The sequence below is a fragment of the Nocardia australiensis genome (assembly GCF_020733705.1).
Taxonomy (GTDB): Bacteria; Actinomycetota; Actinomycetes; order Mycobacteriales; family Mycobacteriaceae; genus Nocardia; species Nocardia australiensis.
Window position 1 is genome coordinate 103,855 of sequence record NZ_JAJFZM010000007.1, and the last position, 18,057, is coordinate 121,911.

Here is an 18,057-nt window from a genome sequence, read left to right on the forward strand (position 1 = left end):
CATTCGCATCGGTGGCAGCGTGAATCGAGACGAAGGAAAGGAAATGATGACGACAATGGACCGCGGACTGCCCGATGATCACACCGCAAAGGCGGCGCTGGAGCTCGCGGTGCGGGCGCCGTCGGTGCGCAACACCCAACCGTGGCGGTGGCGGATCGGCGATCGTGGCGTGCGTCTGTACCTGGATCCGGCGCGGGCGCTGCCGTCCACGGATCCCGATCAACGCGACCTCGTGCTGAGTTGTGGCGCGGCACTGCATCATCTGCGCATCGCATTCGCCGCGTTGGGCTGGTCGGCGGTGGTACATCGGCTGCCGACTCCGGCAGACCCGAACCACCTGGCATCGATCGAACTGGTACGGCATCGGCCGACTCCCCAAGATATCGCGCTGAGCGCCGCGATCACCCGCAGACGCACCGATCGCAGGCACTTCAGCTCATGGCCGGTGCCGCCCGGATACCTTGGGCTGGTCACCGAACGCGCCGCGACACTGGGCGCGATCGTGCGACAGGCGAGCGACCGGTCGCGTGACCGGTTGGTCGATACCCTGCGCCTCGCGGCCGAACAGCACGCCGAAGACCCGGAGTATCAACTCGAATCGGCCGAGTGGAGTAGCGGACATGGGACACCGGATGGGGTGCCCGCCGGGAGCACTCCGCGACTCCGAGCCGGAGATGAGTCGCCACCCCGGGCGCTGGCCGGTGCCCAGTTGGTCGACGAGGCCCACGAACCCGACTTCGCCGAACTACTCGTGCTCGGCACCGCGGCCGACGATCGGGTCTCCCGCCTGTGCGCGGGCGAGGCATTGAGCGCGGTGCTATTGACGGCGACGAACGTCGGTCTGGCCACCTGTGTGCTGACCGAATCGCTCGCGATCCCGGTACTGCGCCGCCGGGTCCGTGTCGGCGTTCTCGACGACTACGGATATCCGCAGGCTGTGATCAGGATCGGGTGGGCACCGACGAGCACCGAGCAACTGCCCATTACGCCGCGTCGGGCAGTCGAGGACGTGGTAGACCCGTTCGATACTGCCGGGGCGGCAGCATGCTGAAGGGGAGCACAGCAGGCCACCGGCCTGCGAGCTGATGGCTCGGCCGAGCGTTTGGACTACCTCTGATCGAACGACCGTTTTTCGGCGGCTTCCAGGCGCTTTCCCATAATCTCCAGGGCCGCCGCCAGGCGGTCGCGCGCTTCGCGGGCAACCGCGCGCAGTTCTAGTTGGTCGGCGTGGTGCAGGACCTCGCCGCGCAGCAGCAACACCGGATCGGCCGCCTCGACGAGTATGGTGTCGGCGTCTGCGCGTACCACCACATTGCATGGCAGTAGCAGACCTACCCGGGGATCAGCGGTCAGCGCGCGCTGCGCGAGGAGCGGGTTACAAGCACCGAGAATCAGATACTCGTCAATCTGCACGCCGAGCTTCATCCGCAGGGTGGCGCGCACATCGATCTCGGTCATGACGCCGAAACCTTGTTCGGCTAATGCCTTTCGAATTTCCGAGACCGTATCGGCGAACAGCGCCGACACCCGGACGGCGAGGTCTGCGGCGATCGGTCTGCGGATCTCGGTCACCAGATCGCCGGGCCGTACCGCCTGTTCCAGTGTCACCAGATACACCTCGGTAGGTGGTCCCACCGGTTGATAGCCGGAAGTGTGGATCCAATCGTCGAGCGCGCGGTAGGCATCACCGATGTGGTTGTAGTCGCCGTGGTGTCTGGTGCCGGCGAACAGGGCCGGCTCGACACGGCGCAAGCTGACTTGTTCGGCGGCGCCATCGAGTACGGCGTCGGTCACCGGGAGACCGAAGTCCACCTCGGTGCTCGCACCCGGTCCGAGCATGCCCAAATACGTTGTTGACGGGGGGCCGGAGGGTGCGAGTCCGGTGCGTGCGGCCAGATCATAGAGTGCCCGCATGCCAGCGGCTATATCGTCGCCGGAATGGTCGGCGCGCACTGTGCGGCGCAGCTCGAGCATGGTGGTGGTGGTCGATTCGGTGACCACGACGCAATACGACATCACTGCTGCTCCGATCTCACGACCGGTGCGCGTCGCGGTCGAGTTCGCGATGGGCGAGGCGATCCGCCCAGACCCGTGCACGCTCCAACTCGCCTGCTGCGACCGGGCCGAGGGGACCGTTGACGAGGAAGTCCGCCGGTGCATCGGTCAGCTCATAACCCAAGCGCCGCAACCGCTTTCCGACACCGCGCGCGGCCGATCCCGCGAACCAGGACGGTATCGCGGTCTTGGTGCAGAAGGCCGCGGCTCGGGAGCCCGGCGGTACCGGCAGTGTGGAGTCGAGCCATTCCCGCATGCCGACATCGACCTTGACCGGCGCCTCGGCCCGGGCTGCCGCGACGGTCTTGACGATGGTGGCGGTATTGCCGAACGTCGACTCGTAGACGATCCGGACCCGCATGCCGGTCTCCTCCGCTGTGGACACTGCTTCGACCTCGACGCTACGACCGAGCGATGCCCTCGCACAGTGCCGAACTGACGCATGCCGAGGGACTTTCGGCATCGGTGTCCGGCGGACGAACCCACGTATGGTGGCGCTGGCGGGTGCTGAGTGCGTTGCTATTGCCGGCCTGGCGGTCACCTCGCGTGCCCGGGCCGCGCTCGCGGTGCTGCACCTCGTTACTCTGCGGGGATGGTCAGACCCGAATCGGCACTGCGCCGCCTGCTGCGTGAAACAGGAAAGCTGCTGCAACCGTATGGGTTTCACGGCTCCGAACCGAGGTGGGTGCGGGTCCAGCCGGGCGGTGTCGCCTCCGTCGGCCGTACCCGAATTTCCCGCACATGGACCAGCGGACAGCAGACGATCAGGTTCGGCTTGGAGCTGAGCGCCACACCAACAGCCTGGTGGGAATTCGGTAACTGGCGCAACATGCAGCTGGGCCTCTCGCCCACACCGCTGGAAGAGGCGACCGGCCCCGATCTGCTCAACACCCGCACCCTGCCGCATGAGCTGACCACGTTGTGGTCCCTGCGGCTCGACCCGGCTCAACCTCAGCACGTGCTGCAAACCGATATCGACACCATCCGCGCCGAACTGCCCGGCCGTGTACACGCCTACGCGCGCCGAGCATTACGGCTGGTGGAGCCGGATCGGTACCTCGATGAGCTGCTCACCCATCCCGACCCTCCGATCGGTACCTGGGAGGCGATCGTTGTCCTGCTCGCCGATCGAGGGCCGGGACCACAACTCGACGACGCATTCGACCAGCTCCGAACATGCTTCGCGGAACGAGATGTGTCGGCGGACGCAGAGGATGTCATCGCGTACGCGCAAACCCGAGCTGCCATGGTGTGAGTAAAAGGCGTCCTCGCGGCCGCGCTGCAATCTACGGGCCGGACAACTCCTCGACTGCGCTCGGAAGGGCGGTCTCGAAGTCGATCAGCTTCACCTCATCAGTTATCCAGGCCTGCAGTGCATCACCACACTCTCGGGTGGGGTGATGTACGTCGCAGCAGTTCGTGTCGTGTTTCGGCGATGCGCGGTGTCTCGAGGGCACATTCACGTTGCGGTCGAGGATGTGCCGTCTCACTGTCGCTGCCAGATTGCGGATATTCCGGAAACCTGACCAAGCGATTGCTAGTCTCGGCCGATGATCCCAACGATCGTTTGGGGCACGGGGAATGTCGGCCGGGCCGCCATTCGTGCCATCGAAGCGCATCCCGAGCTGGACTTGACCGGTGTGCTGGTGCACGATCCGGCGAAAATTGGGCGTGACGCGGGTGCGCTGGCCGGGTTGGATCGCGAGCTTGGGATTGCGGCCTCCGATGATGTCGAGGCGATGCTCGCGGCGCGCCCGCGCGCGGTCGTCTATGCGGCGTCGGGCGATATTCGGCCTGACGATGCGCTGGCCGATATTGTCAGGGCAATCCGTGCTGGCGCTGTTGTCGTCACACCCGCGCTGTACGCACTCTACGATCCGCGCAACGCGCCGCCGGAATTGCGGGATCCGATTCTTGCCGCGATCGCCGAGGGTGGTGGCTCCCTTTTCGTCTCCGGCGTCGACCCGGGCTGGGGCAACGATGTATTACCGATCCTGCTCAGCGGACTCGGCCACACCGTGGATTCGATCCGCTGCCAGGAGATCTTCGACTACTCGACCTACGACCAGCCCGACTCGGTCCGCTACCTGGTCGGCATGGGTCAGCCGATGGACTACCAGCCGCCGATGACCGCGCCGGGCATCCCAACTATGGTGTGGGGCGGGCAGATTCGGCTGATCGCCCGCGCGCTCGGTGTCGATCTGGACGAGATCCGCGAGACGTTGGACCGGCGTCCGCTCGAGACCACCATCACCACGAAGACGATGGGTGAGTTCGAGGCGCGGACGCAGGGCGCGGTGCGGTTCGAGGTGCAGGGCATTGTCGAGGGCGAGCCGCGCATTGTCATCGAGCATGTCACGCGGATACATCCGTCCTGCGCGCCCGGCTGGCCCGCGCCGCCCGACGGTGCGGGCGCGCACCGCGTGATCATCGAGGGCGATCCACGTATCGAGGTCACCATCGAAGCCGACGCCGAGGACGGGAATCGCGCGGCGGGGGGAAACGCCACTGCCGTAGGGCGGTTGGTCAATTCCATCGATTGGTTGGCCGCCGCGGAACCGGGGCTCTACGACGCGCTCGATGTCCCACTGCGGCCAGCGGTCGGCAAGCTCGGAAGGAAACAGCTATGAACATCGATATCCCCGAGGGCAAGGACCCGATCGGCTATGTCTGGGGCGAAATGGTTCCCGGCATCGGCCTGGCGGCATCGAACTTCTCCCTCGCGGTCTACTCGCACACCACATTGGGCCTGCGTGAATTCGAAGCCGCCCGGCTGCGCATCGCGCAAATCAACGGCTGCGTCTTCTGCCTCGACTGGCGCACCGAACGTGACGGCCAGAAGGTTGAGCCAGAGTTCGCAGACGACGTAACCAATTGGCGCACAACCGATTCCTTCGACGACCGCACCCGCCTCGCCGCCGAATACGCCGAACGCTACGCCGAGGACCACCACAATCTCGACGATGAATTCTGGGCGCGTATGACCGCCAGCTACACCCAAACCGAGATCGTCGAACTGAGCATGAGCATCGGCTCCTGGCTGGCGTTCGGCCGTCTCAACCACGTCCTCGGCCTCGACACCGTCTGCGTTCTTCCGGGCCACTGACCGCCGCCGGTAGGGCGTGACGGCCGCGAACGGTGCCGATCCGCTCGCGAGTCGTCACGCCGATCAGGGTCCGCACGTCGCGAGGTTGGGGACCTTCGCAACGTGTCCACCAGTCGTGCGGCTAAAGATCGCCGGACCCCGATATTTTTGTTGCCTTTCGGGATTGCCTGCTCGAGGCGCACCCGGCGATACCTACATCGAGACCCGGGTGCAGATCGCCCTGATGCGACTCGACCAGCCGCGAAACCCCACCGGCACCGTGACCTCGCGGCGATGATGGTCCGCCCAGACGGGCACGTAGCCTGGGCCAGCGATGCAGCCGACTTCGGCGGTCTCACCCTCGCGCGGACCCGCTGGTTCGGCGCGCCCGAGTAGCGCTTGCGGGGCGCCGCGATACCGCCGTAGCTATTTGTCCGCACTGCCGACCGAATCCGTCGCCCAATAGCGCGCTGTTGAACGGAACGTTCAATAGCGGTACATTACTTGGCGATATGATGTGCGTCACATGGAAGGTCTGGTTATGAGTGCAGCCCGGCGACCTGTGGAGCTATCGGCGCTAGCGGATGTGCTGCACGCCGAGGATGTCGGATATCGCAAATCTCTGCACGCCCGACAGGTGCAGATGATCGCGATCGGTGGGGTTATCGGAACCGGGTTGTTCCTCGGTGCGGGCGGACGCCTCGCGGGCGCTGGTCCCGGCCTTTTTCTGGTCTACGCCGTATGCGGGGTGTTCGTGTTCATCATCCTGCGGGCGCTCGGCGAGCTGGTGCTGTACCGGCCCTCCTCGGGTTCGTTCGTTTCCTACGCTCGCGAGTTCTACGGGGAGAAGTTCGCCTTCGCCGTCGGCTGGATGTATTTCTTCCACTGGTGCATGACCGGGATCGTAGATATCACCGCCATCGCCACCTATGTCCGCTACTGGGGAGCGTTCTCGGTCATCCCGCACTGGGTGATCGCGCTGCTGGCCCTGATCGTGGTGGTGGGTACCAACCTGATTTCGGTGCGCTGGTTCGGGGAACTCGAATTCTGGGTCGCGCTGATCAAAGTCGTCGCGCTGATCGGCTTTCTGATTATCGGGACGGTGTTCCTCGCCGGGCGATTCACGATTCGGGGTGAAGCCACCGGTGTCGGCGTGGTCACGCATCACGGTGGTTGGTTCCCGACCGGCCTGCTACCGCTGATCACCGTCACCACCGGCGTGGTATTCGCGTACGCCGCAGTCGAATTGGTCGGTATCGCGGCCGGTGAGGCGGAGAATCCGGAGAAGATCATGCCGCGGGCGATCAACTCCGTGATTGCCCGGATCGCGCTGTTCTATGTCGGCTCGCTGGTGCTGCTGGGGTTGTTGTTGCCGTATACGGCTTTCCGGGTCGGGGAGAGCCCGTTCGTCACATTCTTCGCGAGGATCGGTGTACCCGCTGCCGGATCTGTCATGAATCTTGTTGTGCTCACCGCCGCGTTTTCCAGCCTCAATGCCGGCCTGTACTCGACCGGCCGGATTCTGCGCTCGATGTCTATGAACGGCAGTGCGCCCGCCGTGGCCTCGCGAATGTCGCGCATCGGGGTGCCCTATATCGGCGTGCTGGCAACCGGTGCGATCGCGCTGATCGGGGTGGGCTTGGACGCTTTTGTTCCCGACCACGCGTTCGAGATCGTATTGAACGTGTCCGCGCTCGGCACCATTGTGTCGTGGACCGCGATTCTGCTCTGCCAGTTGCAGTTGCGGCGAGCGCGGGCGCGACGTCCGGATTTGCGAATGGCCGGCGTGCCCTATGCGAGCGTTGCGACGCTGGTTTTCCTCGCGGGGGTGGTATTCCTGATGGCCTGTAGCGATGACGCGACGCAGCGGGCCGCGGTACTGGTCATGCTCCTGGTGCTGGTTCCGGCTTTGGTCGGTGGCTGGTTCCTCGCCCGCCGAAAGGTATTGCGAATAGCGGCGATTCGCCACGACCATACTGGCCAGTTTCCGGTGGTGGCCGAAAGGCCGTGGCCAGGGCGTGCCGCCGATCCAGAAGTGATCGTCGTCGAGCCGGGGAAGCGATTCCAAGGCGGTGGGGGCTCGCGGCCGTGAACCTGGCCGGGGCGTTCTCGCCGGACGCCGCGTCGCCGGCATTACGGAGCAGGTTCATGAGCTTGCTGTCGCCCTCGAGCTGATTGGCGGCGGTGCGCGGCTTCGGTGGTGGCGCGTCCTCCGTGACCTCGGTGAGGTTCTCGGTGTAGATGAATTTATCGCGGGCCGCCACGAACTGGCCCAATACTTGACGCGGCGTCGGATCGTGCGGTCGGAGCAGCCGGGGCTGGCGATCCGTCCGTAGCCGGAGCCGTGCACCAGTGCTGCGATCACGTGCTCGAAGACGATTCGGTCAGCGACGCGCGGGTTGTGGCAGCCGAGCGGATGCGTGTCCATGTGCTCGGGCAGCAGCGCCGCGAACTGGCCCCACGGGGGTTCGAGCAGGCATGATGGCACGACAGGCTCCATGATCACGCAGGCTCGTGCCTGCTTTGCCGCCGCCCGACGCGGGGTTACCGCATGCGGGAAATGCGGCGACCTGACGGCTGGGCGGCGCGTAGCATCTGGTCAACATGAACGACCGCGAGATCGTTGCCACGGGTTCGTGGCTGTATGCCGACGTTGTCCCCATGCCGGTGTTCGTCGTCCGTCTCGACTGCGACTTCTGGTACGAGGTGGCCCGAGAAGAGGGCACACTCGCGGTGGGCGAGGAGCCGTTCCTTGATGCGGACGGACATGCCTACTACGTGTCGTTCCACGGCCTCCGCGACGATGCGTCATTCTGGCCTGATTCCGGGACACACCGTTCGGCTGATGAGGCGAGGATCACGGCAGAATCGAGGGTGCCCTCTCCGATCACTTGGCAGTCTGATGAATCACTTCCATGGAAGATCAGAGTTTGAAGCGTCACGATCCGTCTGATGAGGAGTGGGAGCAATTGGCGTCGGCTCGTGGCCTTCTGGCCTCTGCCTGTCCGCCGCCATCGTCACGCTCCGCATGCTCATGCATCGCCCACCCCCGCGTTGCCGGTGAGACAACCGCCCATCACAAAGCGCCTGAAGTGACGCCTACTGCCGGGCGCTCTAAGCCGACTACCCCCGGCAGTGACCTCGCCGCCGCGATCGAAAACGCCTTGGACCACTGCATTCTCAGCGACGGACTCACGGGCGCGGTGCCGCCGTATGCGAGGTACGGTCCCTGCTGTCTCCCGCCGACGACAATCACTTGCTCGACGACCTCGCCGAGGCCATCGCGGCGCGCGAACATGTTCAGTCTTCGTCCGCGGCGGCGGGATCGCGCAACGGCCTGATCCCGGCGTCGGGGTCGGGTGGGGAAAACGCGTAGTGGCCGTGGACGTTGATGTGCGCGTACAGGTACGGGTGCAGGCGAGCGACATCCTCGTCTCGGACTTCGTGACCGCTCTCGCGGAGCTGGGTGAGGATGCGATCCAAATAGATTGTGTTTCACAGAGTTACGCAGCCGGTCACCAGGCCCAGCGTGCCGAGTTGGTCCTCCATCCCGGCGTGGTACGCCTCCCGTAGCTCGCCTTTGCTGCCGTGGAACGCGTGCAGCACTCCCTGGCGCTCTTCTTGGAGGTTGCGCATTCGTTTGATGTCGCGCCGGTAGGGTTCAGCGTCGACGTAGGACAACACATACAGAGTTTTGAAGATGCGCCCGAAATGCGCCAGCGCGATACCGAGTTGGGTTGGGTTCCCGCCGTGCTGCAACACGCGCATCACGTCGCGGCAGTCCCTCCCGCCTTCGGTCACTGGAGCATCGGCACTATCGCATGTGGACTCGGCTTCGGCTCGGCCGGCACGTTCAGCACGGCCTTCCGGCAGCGGTTCGGCGTCACTCCCCGCGCTATCCGCCGATCCTGACGTCATGCCCGGATGGCGCGATCAGCTCGAAAGATCTGCCCCGCTCAGGTATCGGCCGGTGCCGACCGCAGCGCGGGTAACAGGTACCGTCGCAGGTGGCACGATACGGCCGCGGTGTCGTCGGGATCGATCGTGTCACCCGGCACCGTGCCGAGGCTGATGAGGATGCGAGCCACCCATTCGGCGACCTCGGCGAGATCGTGGTCCGGATGGATTTCACCATGGTCGGCGGCACGGTCGATATACGGGCGCCAGAACGCGGCCAGGGCCGGTACCAGGGCGGATACGCCGGCGTCGGCGCAGGCGGCGAATTCCTCGGGTTCGACGGTGCGCAGGCGCATGAGCAGGGCCCCCGGATCGTCATAGGCGCCGCGGCCGATACGCACGCCGATGGCGAGTTGGTCGGCGAAGGTGCCGATGGTGTCCAGCTCGGCGCGGGCGTCGTTCCACCAGCTGTCGGTCAGCCGCACGATCGCCGCGCCGATCAGGGCGGGCTTGTCAGGAAAGTGGCGATACAGCCAGGCCCGCGACACCCCAGCCTCCTCGGCTACCTCGATCACCGTGGTCGCGCGAATCCCTTTGGTCGCCAGCAGCTTCTGCGTCGCGTCCAAGAGCCGATCGACCACCGTCGTGGTCGTCGCTTCGCTCATGTGCCGCCCCTTTCGCTCCGCGCCGGAGCGCGAGTTTCCACCGCTTGTTTCGGGAAAACTCTAGCAATGTGTGGACAGATCTGAGAATGTGTCTACTTGTAGACAGGATTCTCAATCTGTCTACTCACCTATCGGTGTGAAAGGAGTGGTGATGTATCAACCGCGTACCGCGGTCATCGGCGCCGGGATCAGCGGGTTGACCGCCGGCAAGATGTTGCGCGACTACGGGGTGCCGTATGTGTGCTTCGAATCGTCCGACCGCGTCGGCGGCAACTGGGCATTCGGCAATCCGAACGGGCACAGCAGCGCCTACCGCTCACTGCATATTGACACCTCCAAGCACCAGCTGTCGTTCCGTGACTTCCCGATGCCGGAGGAATTTCCCGACTTCCCGCACCACACCCAGATCAAGCAGTATCTCGACGACTACTGCCGGGCCTTCGATCTGAATCGATCAATCGAATTCGGCAACGGCGTCGAACACGCGCGCCGGCTGCCCGGTGGCGGCTGGGACCTGCGAACCCAGCGAGACGAGGTGCGGCACTTCGACTTCCTGGTCGTGGCCAACGGTCATCACTGGGATCCGCGCTACCCGAAATTTCCGGGCGAGTTCACCGGCGAGACCATGCACGCGCACCACTACATCGATCCCCGTACGCCGATGGAGTTCAGCGGCAAGCGGATCCTCGTTGTGGGCCTGGGCAACAGTGCGGCCGATATCGCGGTGGAACTGTCGTCGAAAGCGTTGGACAACAAGCTGACGCTGTCCACTCGCTCCGGGGCCTGGATCGTGCCGAAGTACATCGCGGGCCGGCCGGCCGACAAGTATTACCGCACCAGCCCGTATATCCCGTTCTCCTGGCAGCGCAAGATCGCGCAGTGGGGGCAGCCGCTGACGGCGGGCCGTCCCGAGAACTACGGTCTACCCAAACCCAACCACAAATTCTTCGAAGCGCATCCGACGCAGTCGGTCGAGCTGCCGTTGCGTCTGGGTTCCGGTGATGTCATACCCAAACCCGATATCGACCGATTCGACGGAGCGACAGTACATTTCGCCGACGGCACAGCCGATGATTTCGACATCATCATCTACGCCACCGGTTACAACATCACCTTCCCTTTCTTCGATCCGGACTTCATCAGCGCACCGGACAACCGCATCGACCTCTACAAGCGAATGTTCCTGCCCGGCATGGAGGATCTGGTGTTCGCCGGATTCGCTCAGTCCACACCGACACTGTTCCCCTTCGTGGAGTGTCAAGCGCGGCTGATCGGAGCCTATGCCGTAGGCCGGTACCGCCTACCGTCGGCGGACACGATGCGTCAGGTGATCGTGGCCGAACAGCAGCACTACACGGGGCATATGGTGCCCAGTGCCCGGCACACCCAGCAGGTGGACTACTTCCTCTACGAGCACGATATGCGGGCGCGCGAGATCCCCGCCGGTGCGCGGCGAGCGCGGGTGCAGGGCCCGCCCGCGTGGGCGAGAGTAGCGGAGACCGACGAACCGGTGGGAGTGCGGCAGTGACGAAGAAATATCAGCAGGTCAGCTTTTCATCCCACGGAACACAATGCGACGCATGGTATTTCGCCGGTGCGCCCGATGGCCCATTCGACGGGGCGGCGGGTCGCCCCGTCGTGGTGATGGCCCACGGATTCGGCGGCACCAAGGATGCCGGGCTGGAACCGTTCGCCGAACGGCTCGGCGCGGCCGGGCTGGCCGTGTTCGCCTTCGACTATCGGGGATTCGGAACCTCCGACGGGCACCCGCGGCAGCGGGTTTCGATGGCAGGTCAGGCAGAGGACTATCGTGCGGCTTTGAACGCGGCGGCCGCCCAGCCCGGTGTCGACCCGAATCGCTTGGTGGTATGGGGTATTTCGCTATCCGGCGGGCACGCGCTCACGGTGGCCGCCGAGCGCCGTGACGTCTGCGCGGTGGTTGCGGTGGTCCCACTGGTGAACGGATTAGCCGCGGGCCGAACTGCATTCGGTCAGGTAGGCGCCGCGGCGATCGCGAAATCCACCGTGTCGAGCGTCCGCAGCGCGGTCGCGGGCCGATTCGGTGGGCGCCGGGTCATGATCCCGCTGGTCGGCCGGCCGGGGGCGCAGGCCGCGCTGACCGCCGACGGATATTACGAGAGCTATACCGCGTTGGCCGGGCCATCGTGGCGTAACGAGGTGGATGCGGCGATCGGGCTGGAACTGGGCAGCTATCGTGCCGACCGGCGGGCCGCCCACATCACCGCGCCGGTGCTGATGCAGATCGCCGATTTCGACCGGGCCGCCCCGGCACACGCCGCGGCCAAGGCGGCTTTCGCCGCCCGCGCGGAGGTCCGCCACTATCCGTGTGACCACTTCGACGTGTTCGCCGGTAGCGACTGGTTCGATACCGTGCTCGATCATCAATTACATTTTCTGATACGACATCTCACCGATGCCGCGCGTGACTCGCAGGCTTCGGGCAGGAAGGTGAAGGCATGACGAACACCAGCGACGCGCATACTCGCTCGGCCATGGTGATCGGTGGCGGGTCCGGTATCGGTCTGGCCACCGCACATGTACTGGCGCGTGACGGCTACCGGGTAACGGTCGCCGACGTGAATCTCGAAGCGGCCCGGACCGTAGCCGCCGATATCGGCGACACCGCGACCGCGATCGGTCTCGATGTGACCGACGAAGCGTCGGTCGCCGCGGGATTCGCGGATGCGCGGGATCTGCACGCGGTGGTGAACTGTGCGGGACTGTCGCTACCGGGCCAGATCACCGAACTCGAACTGGCACACTGGAAGACCACCGTCGATGTGTGTCTGACCGGGACGTTCCTGGTGATCAAATATGCCGGCCGGCATCTCGAGGACGGCGGCAGCATCACCTGCATCGCCTCGCTCAACGGCCGTCAACCGGGCACCGGAATGGCGGGCTACTGTGCCGCCAAGGCAGGTGTGCTGATGTTGGTCGAGGTCGCGGCATTGGAGCTGGCGGCGCGCGGAATTCGCGTCAACGCCATCAATCCCGGTCTGGTCGACACCCCGCTCGTCGCCGGGATAGCCTTCGTGCCCGGGCTCACCGAGGAATATCTGGAAAACACGCCATTGGGGCGCAGCGGCCATCCCGAGGAGATCGCGGAGGCCGCAGCGTACCTCGCTTCCGAGCGTGCCGCCTGGATGACCGGATCGGCCATCGACCTCAATGGCGGGGCTCATCTCAAGCGCTATCCGGATATGCTGGCACGGGTGCGGGCGATGGGGGAGAGCTAGACGCCAATCCGAGGACCTGCCCGGTCCGCTCGAGATTGTCATCTACGCGGTGCTGGTCGATACCAACCGGCGAGGTCATGGCCGGCATCATCTTGTGAAGCATCGGCTCCCACCGGACCTTTTCGCGGGGGAAGCACCGCGCGAGAAGGTCGATCATGATCGCGGGGGCCGTCGACGCACCGGGAGAGGCGCCCAGTAGCCCGGCGATCGTCCCATCGGCCCCGGTGACCAGTTCAGTGCCGAAGGTGAGGACGCCGACGTTGCGAGCGTCCGGCTTGACCAACTGTGCGCGTTGCCCGGCCTGGACCAGATACCAGTCGGCGGGGTCGGCGGTCGGGTAGAACCGTTGCAGCTGTGCGAATTTCGCGCGGCGCGTGGAGAACAGTTGCCCGATCAGATAGCGAACCAGTGCCAGGTTCTGGATGCCGGCCGCCAGCAGGACCGCGATATTGCGGAAGCGCAGAGTGGTGAACAGGTCGATGAGGCGGCCGTGTTTGAGCAACCGAGTGCTGAATGTGGCGTAGGGGCCGAACAACAGCGATTCCCGGCCGTCGACCACGCGTTTGTCCATGTGCGGCACCGACATCGGCGGCGCGCCGAGCGACGCCTGGCTGTAGATCTTCGCATCATGGCGGCTGACCACGTCGGGATTGTCGGTCCGCAGGAACTGCGCGCCGAAAGGAAAGACTGCATAGCCACGGACTTCGGGCAGGCGTGCCTTCTGCAGTAGCTTGAGGGCATAGCCGCCCGCACCGACGAATACGAACCTGGCTCGAACGGTGAAGCGCCGCTTGGCACCGCGGTCCCGGCCCGTGATCGTCCAGATCCCCTCCGGGTCGCGATTCAGTCCGATCACCTCATGCTCGAGCTTCACCCGTGCACCAGCCTTGGTCATCACATCGACCAATGCACCGGTCAGAGCACCGAAGTCGACGTCGGTGCCGACTTCGTATCGGGTGGCGGCCACTGGCTCGGTGCGGTCGCGGCCGGCCATCAGCAGCGGCGCCCACTCGGCGATCACCTCGGGATCCTCGCTGTACCGCATCGCCGAGAACAGCGGCAATGACCGCAGTGTCTGGAATCGGCGACGCAGATAGGTCACGTCACGGTCGCCGAACACGACGTCCATATGCGGGGCAGGGTTGATGAATGCGGCAGGTTCGGTGACGGGGCCGTCCTCGACCAGCGCGGCCCAGAACTGCCGCGACAGATGAAACAGCCCGCCGATCTGCTCGGCCTTCGCCGGATCGTCCGGATCGGGCATGTAGTTCAATTCGCACAACCCCGAATGCCCGGTCCCGGCGTTGTTCCACGCATTCGAGCTCTCCGCCGCGATCTGTTCGAGGCGTTCGAACATGACCATCGAACAGTCCGGTTGAACCTTGGCGATCATGGCGCCCAGCGTCGCGGACATGATGCCACCCCCGATCAGAACTACGTCCAGAATACCCTCCGGGACAACCGGTTTCGGATTCTCGGTGTGCGCTACGTGCATGCGGATACCTCCCTGATTGCGGTGTCGAGGGAATCGTCACGCACCCAGAATCATCCGTCTACAACCAAGACTGGGCGGATACCATCCAAGGGTGGATGAATTGCTGTCAGCCGAGGTCGAGGCGTTGGTGCCACTGCTGGCGGCATTCGATGCCACCGCTGGTGAGGGCCACATCACACGCGCAGCGCAACTATTGGGAGTCCCGCAGTCCTCGCTGAGCCGACGGTTGAAAACCGTCGAGAAGACCCTCGGAGTGCAGCTGTTTCAACCGGCGGGGCGGGGTATCGCGCTCACTGCGGCCGGACGCGAGCTGTTCGAACGCACCCGCTGCCTCATGCGCTCCCTCGACGATGCCGTCAGCGTGGTGCGCAGCAACGCCGACCCCGACAGCGGACTTGTCCGGTTCGGGTTCCCACTCACACTAGGACCGATCAGTGTGCCCTCGCTGCTCGCTGACTTCCACGCCAGCGCACCCCGAATCCGACTCCACCTGGTCCAGGCCCACGGTGAAGCACTCGCCGAACAGATCCGGGATGGCCGGCTCGATCTCGCCGTGATGATCCCCTCACCCACCGACCTGCCAGCAATAGCGCTGGGACACCAGCGCATTCACCTCTACGTCGCACGCCTCCACCGTCTCGCCACCCACGACACCATCGACCTCGCCGACCTGTCCGGCGAAACCTTCATCGCCAACCCGCCGACCTACCATCTGCGGCGTATGCTCGACTCCTGGTGCGCCGAGGCCGGATTCACGCCGAACGTCGCATTCGAGATCACCGAATTCGAAACCTTGCGCTCCCTCGTCGCCCACAACCTCGGCGTCGCGCTGCTCCCTGAGCCCGAAACCCCACACCCCGACCTTTGTCGCATCACCCTCACCGCCCCCTGTGACCGCACAATCGGCCTCGTCGCCGGAAACCACCGACCCACCCCAGCAGTCGCGCGCCTCCACGGCTACATCGCCCAGCATGCGCTGACGCACATAAACAGATCGGGCACCCAAACGAGGTGAAAGTGACCCACGCGCCATCACCGTCCGCAACGCGGCCGAGAGGGCGCGCCACCTCATTCAGTCGGAAACATTCGCGAGACGCACTGGGCCGCTGGCGATCCCCGCAGGTCGGATTCCGTCGAATCTGTAACGGTTGCCGTGTACGCGGCAATGTCGGTAACCTCGCCAATCCGACTACCTGCAGCTACTACTGGAATCCTCCCATTGTGACGCTCGGCGACCCGCCACCGGATTTCGAGGCAATTGCCTGCGACTGAATGTGTTCGCGAGGGTTTCGGTACGCGGATTTGACCTCAATATATGTTGAGGTCAGATGCTGCTGGTATGACTACTTCAACAGCGCCGCTGCATCTGGCCGTGATCATCGGCAGCACTCGGGCCGGACGATTCGGGCCAACCGTTGCCAACTGGTTTGTCGGACGGGCGGCCGAGCGAACGGACCTCACCGTCGATGTCATCGATCTGGCGCAGGCGCGGCTGCCGGTGGATCTCTCGCACGATCCGGACGTCCGGGGGGCGCAGGCATTGGCCGACGTGGGCGGGCGACTCGGTGACGCGGACGCATTCGTGGCGGTGACCCCGGAATACAACCACAGCTACCCGGCCGCGCTGAAGAACGCGATCGACTGGCACTTCACCCAGTGGCAGGCCAAGCCGATCGGATTCGTCTCCTACGGCGGGCTTTCGGGCGGCTTGCGTGCGGTAGAACACCTCAAGCAGGTGTTTACCGAACTGCATGCGGTTCCGGTCCGCGACAGCGTGAGTTTTCACGGTGCCGCACAGCAATTCGACGCGAAGGGCCGCCCAACCGACCAGATCGCCGCAGCCACGGCCGCGACCAGGTTGCTCGATCAGCTCGCCTGGTTCGGCCGTGCGTTGCGGGTCGCTCGTGCGGAGCATCCGTATGCCGCCTGAGTCGGATCCGCGGCGAGCTGCGTCGGCTGTCATGGCAACCGACGCGGCTCGCCGTAAATGCTGATCCACGTTGCGTGATCGCCGCCGCCCACCAGACGGTGAGGCCGGGCATCGGTTAGCCGAGAGCTGCCCGCAATGCGGCGAGTTCCTCGCCGCGCGGGTTGCTCACCACCGCCGATTCGGGCGCGTCGAAGGTCTGGACCAACTGGGTATCGGGTTCGAATCGGGGCCAACCCGGGTCGCCTCCACGGGCGAAAGAGACCCAGGCCGAATGGATTTCGTCGGCGAGCGGTTGCGGCGGGTTCGGGCCGGTCAGGGAGTGGGCCGCGGGAAGTGCGTCGAAGACGAACGGGATTTCCAGTACGTGGCAGGCGCCGAGGCCCTCGATCCCGGACGGCCACGCGAACTCATAGGTGTAGGTCGGACGACCTGCCGCAGCGTTGGCGTGTGCCAAATCCAAAGTGTCCAGACCGAAGGCGCGGTCGGTCACTATGGCGGCGAATATTTCGGCGGGAGATTGCGTCGGGCGATTGGCGGCGTAGAGGTCCGCGAGATCGGGCGATAGGCCATACCGGGTGAGCATGTGGGGCAGGGTGTCGGTGGTGATCGCGGCGGCGATTCCCGTCGGCACGATGAAGAAGCGGAATTCGTCACGGGTGCTGCCCGCGATCAGCGGCACCGCCCGGTCAGGATGTGCGGCAAGGACATTCGTTGCCGGTCCTTCGATCACATCACCGTCCAGCACCGGGAACAGGCTCATGATGCCGAGTCCATTGCTGATGATCGACTCGCCCCAGCGCGCCGGATCGGGATCCGACACCAGCTCCAAAGTGGTGGCGTCCTGTGCGGCTTGCAGCTCGGATGGTCCGAGCTTGCCGAAAGCGTCGGCGGTCGGATCGATACTGAGCTTGGCGGCCAGCTGTTTCGCGAGTTTCGCGGCATCCTCGGCCGTGGCGAGAGTGGAACCATTGCCGCTCTGCATGATTGCCCGATGAAAGAGCCCGCGCGAACGTGGTGAGGTAACCAGTGCCGCCACGCTTATCCCACCGGCGGACTCACCGAAAATGGTGACGTTGTTCGGGTCGCCGCCGAACGCTTCGATGTTCTCCTGCACCCAGGCAAGCGCGAACAACTGATCATGCAGCCCCCGGTTCAGTGGCGCGCCCTCGATGGCGGCGAATCCGGAGATGCCGAGTCGGTAGTTGATGGAAACCAGCACGATCCCGTCCCGCGCGAAGGATGTGCCGTCATAGATGGTGCGGGCATTCGAACCGCGAACGAACGCACCGCCGTGGATCCACACCATGACCGGCAGACCCGAGCCACCCGGATCCGGTGACCAGACATTGACGTTCAGGTATTCGTCTCCCGGTATTCCATCGCTGCCGATCAGCGCATCAATCGGGGCCTGATAGGGCGACTGCGCACACGTCGCCCCGTAGGTGAGGGCATCGCGGACCCCCGACCAGTCCGGTGCCCGGCTCGGCAGCTGGAACCTCGTCGGCCCAACGGGCGCGGCGGCATACGGAACGCCGAGAAAGGCACTGACACCAGCGTCGGTCCGGCCGCGGATCTTGCCGCCGGTGACGGAAACAATCGGTTCCATGAGACTCCTTCGTCAGCGTCGATTGTCTACTCTGTACCGCCGACCGGCCAGGAATCGGTAGAGACCG

General features: G+C 65.0%; 18 protein-coding genes and 2 pseudogenes. 13 read left to right on the top strand and 7 right to left on the bottom strand.

Annotation, left to right across the window (positions count from 1 at the left end):
* The first annotated feature begins 55 nt into the window (after positions 1 to 55).
* Positions 56 to 1,051: an Acg family FMN-binding oxidoreductase gene (locus LKE06_RS24990; protein ID WP_228001861.1), complete on the top strand. Its 996-nt coding sequence runs from the start codon at positions 56 to 58 to the stop codon at positions 1,049 to 1,051.
* Between the two features lie 56 nt (positions 1,052 to 1,107).
* Here the strand turns inward: LKE06_RS24990 and LKE06_RS32965 are convergent, their stop codons facing one another.
* Both LKE06_RS32965 and LKE06_RS25005 read right to left on the bottom strand, forming a co-directional pair.
* Positions 1,108 to 2,001 (bottom strand): DUF302 domain-containing protein, encoded by an 894-nt coding sequence (locus LKE06_RS32965; RefSeq protein WP_308188434.1) that lies wholly within the window; start codon positions 1,999 to 2,001, stop codon positions 1,108 to 1,110.
* Positions 2,002 to 2,032: 31 nt separating this feature from the next.
* Positions 2,033 to 2,440, bottom strand: a complete 408-nt coding sequence (locus LKE06_RS25005; protein WP_228001809.1) for a hypothetical protein — start codon at positions 2,438 to 2,440, stop codon at positions 2,033 to 2,035.
* A 207-nt stretch (positions 2,441 to 2,647) separates the two neighbouring features.
* Between LKE06_RS25005 and LKE06_RS25010 the strand changes: the two genes are divergently transcribed.
* The 5 genes from LKE06_RS25010 to LKE06_RS25025 all read left to right on the top strand — a co-directional run bounded on the left by LKE06_RS25010 (position 2,648) and on the right by LKE06_RS25025 (position 7,232).
* Complete coding sequence (locus tag LKE06_RS25010) at positions 2,648 to 3,310, top strand: hypothetical protein (protein WP_228001810.1); 663 nt, start codon at positions 2,648 to 2,650, stop codon at positions 3,308 to 3,310.
* A 295-nt stretch (positions 3,311 to 3,605) separates the two neighbouring features.
* On the top strand, positions 3,606 to 4,685 hold the full coding sequence (locus LKE06_RS25015; protein WP_228001811.1) for an NAD(P)H-dependent amine dehydrogenase family protein: 1,080 nt from the start codon (positions 3,606 to 3,608) through the stop codon (positions 4,683 to 4,685).
* On the top strand, positions 4,682 to 5,161 hold the full coding sequence (locus LKE06_RS25020) for a carboxymuconolactone decarboxylase family protein (protein ID WP_228001812.1): 480 nt from the start codon (positions 4,682 to 4,684) through the stop codon (positions 5,159 to 5,161). Before LKE06_RS25015 ends, LKE06_RS25020 begins: the two co-directional genes overlap by 4 nt.
* A 102-nt stretch (positions 5,162 to 5,263) precedes the next feature.
* Positions 5,264 to 5,536, top strand: a complete 273-nt coding sequence (locus tag LKE06_RS33350) for an aromatic-ring hydroxylase C-terminal domain-containing protein (protein WP_372477426.1) — start codon at positions 5,264 to 5,266, stop codon at positions 5,534 to 5,536.
* Positions 5,537 to 5,681: 145 nt separating this feature from the next.
* A complete protein-coding gene (locus LKE06_RS25025; RefSeq protein ID WP_228001813.1) occupies positions 5,682 to 7,232 on the top strand; it encodes an amino acid permease in 1,551 nt (516 codons plus the stop codon).
* A 177-nt stretch (positions 7,233 to 7,409) separates the two neighbouring features.
* On the opposite strand, the pseudogene LKE06_RS25030 reads toward LKE06_RS25025, so the two are convergent.
* A pseudogene (locus LKE06_RS25030) lies at positions 7,410 to 7,640 on the bottom strand (IS5/IS1182 family transposase); the annotation flags it as partial.
* 104 nt (positions 7,641 to 7,744) lie between these two features.
* Between LKE06_RS25030 and LKE06_RS25035 the strand changes: the two are divergent.
* On the top strand, positions 7,745 to 8,074 hold the full coding sequence (locus tag LKE06_RS25035; RefSeq protein ID WP_228001814.1) for a hypothetical protein: 330 nt from the start codon (positions 7,745 to 7,747) through the stop codon (positions 8,072 to 8,074).
* 366 nt (positions 8,075 to 8,440) lie between these two features.
* Here LKE06_RS25035 and LKE06_RS25040 read toward each other — a convergent pair.
* A pseudogene (locus LKE06_RS25040) lies at positions 8,441 to 8,908 on the bottom strand (Tn3 family transposase).
* Here LKE06_RS25040 and LKE06_RS25045 point away from each other — a divergent pair.
* Positions 8,852 to 9,052, top strand: coding sequence for a helix-turn-helix domain-containing protein (locus LKE06_RS25045; protein WP_228001815.1), 201 nt, complete (start codon positions 8,852 to 8,854; stop codon positions 9,050 to 9,052). The pseudogene LKE06_RS25040 and the gene LKE06_RS25045 sit on opposite strands and share 57 nt — an antisense overlap.
* A gap of 44 nt (positions 9,053 to 9,096) precedes the next feature.
* On the opposite strand, the gene LKE06_RS25050 is transcribed toward LKE06_RS25045, so the two are convergent.
* Positions 9,097 to 9,702, bottom strand: a complete 606-nt coding sequence (locus LKE06_RS25050; RefSeq protein WP_228001816.1) for a TetR/AcrR family transcriptional regulator — start codon at positions 9,700 to 9,702, stop codon at positions 9,097 to 9,099.
* 151 nt (positions 9,703 to 9,853) lie between these two features.
* Between LKE06_RS25050 and LKE06_RS25055 the strand changes: the two genes are divergently transcribed.
* From LKE06_RS25055 to LKE06_RS25065, 3 genes are read left to right on the top strand one after another with little or no spacing between them, the layout of a single operon-like run.
* Positions 9,854 to 11,230, top strand: coding sequence for a flavin-containing monooxygenase (locus LKE06_RS25055; RefSeq protein WP_228001817.1), 1,377 nt, complete (start codon positions 9,854 to 9,856; stop codon positions 11,228 to 11,230).
* On the top strand, positions 11,227 to 12,183 hold the full coding sequence (locus tag LKE06_RS25060; protein ID WP_228001818.1) for an alpha/beta hydrolase: 957 nt from the start codon (positions 11,227 to 11,229) through the stop codon (positions 12,181 to 12,183). The genes LKE06_RS25055 and LKE06_RS25060 overlap by 4 nt, the downstream gene beginning before the upstream one ends.
* Positions 12,180 to 12,959, top strand: a complete 780-nt coding sequence (locus LKE06_RS25065; RefSeq protein WP_228001819.1) for an SDR family NAD(P)-dependent oxidoreductase — start codon at positions 12,180 to 12,182, stop codon at positions 12,957 to 12,959. Before LKE06_RS25060 ends, LKE06_RS25065 begins: the two co-directional genes overlap by 4 nt.
* Here the strand turns inward: LKE06_RS25065 and mqo are convergent.
* On the bottom strand, positions 12,907 to 14,454 hold the full coding sequence (gene mqo / locus LKE06_RS25070; protein WP_228001820.1) for a malate dehydrogenase (quinone): 1,548 nt from the start codon (positions 14,452 to 14,454) through the stop codon (positions 12,907 to 12,909). The genes LKE06_RS25065 and mqo overlap by 53 nt on opposite strands.
* A gap of 91 nt (positions 14,455 to 14,545) precedes the next feature.
* On the opposite strand from mqo, the gene LKE06_RS25075 reads away from it, so the two are divergent.
* Positions 14,546 to 15,469, top strand: a complete 924-nt coding sequence (locus LKE06_RS25075) for a LysR substrate-binding domain-containing protein (RefSeq protein WP_228001821.1) — start codon at positions 14,546 to 14,548, stop codon at positions 15,467 to 15,469.
* A gap of 324 nt (positions 15,470 to 15,793) precedes the next feature.
* Positions 15,794 to 16,384: an NADPH-dependent FMN reductase gene (locus LKE06_RS25080; RefSeq protein ID WP_228001822.1), complete on the top strand. Its 591-nt coding sequence runs from the start codon at positions 15,794 to 15,796 to the stop codon at positions 16,382 to 16,384.
* Positions 16,385 to 16,499: 115 nt separating this feature from the next.
* Here the strand turns inward: LKE06_RS25080 and LKE06_RS25085 are convergent, their stop codons facing one another.
* A complete protein-coding gene (locus LKE06_RS25085) occupies positions 16,500 to 17,990 on the bottom strand; it encodes a carboxylesterase/lipase family protein (RefSeq protein ID WP_228001823.1) in 1,491 nt (496 codons plus the stop codon).
* Between the last annotated feature and the right edge of the window lie 67 nt (positions 17,991 to 18,057).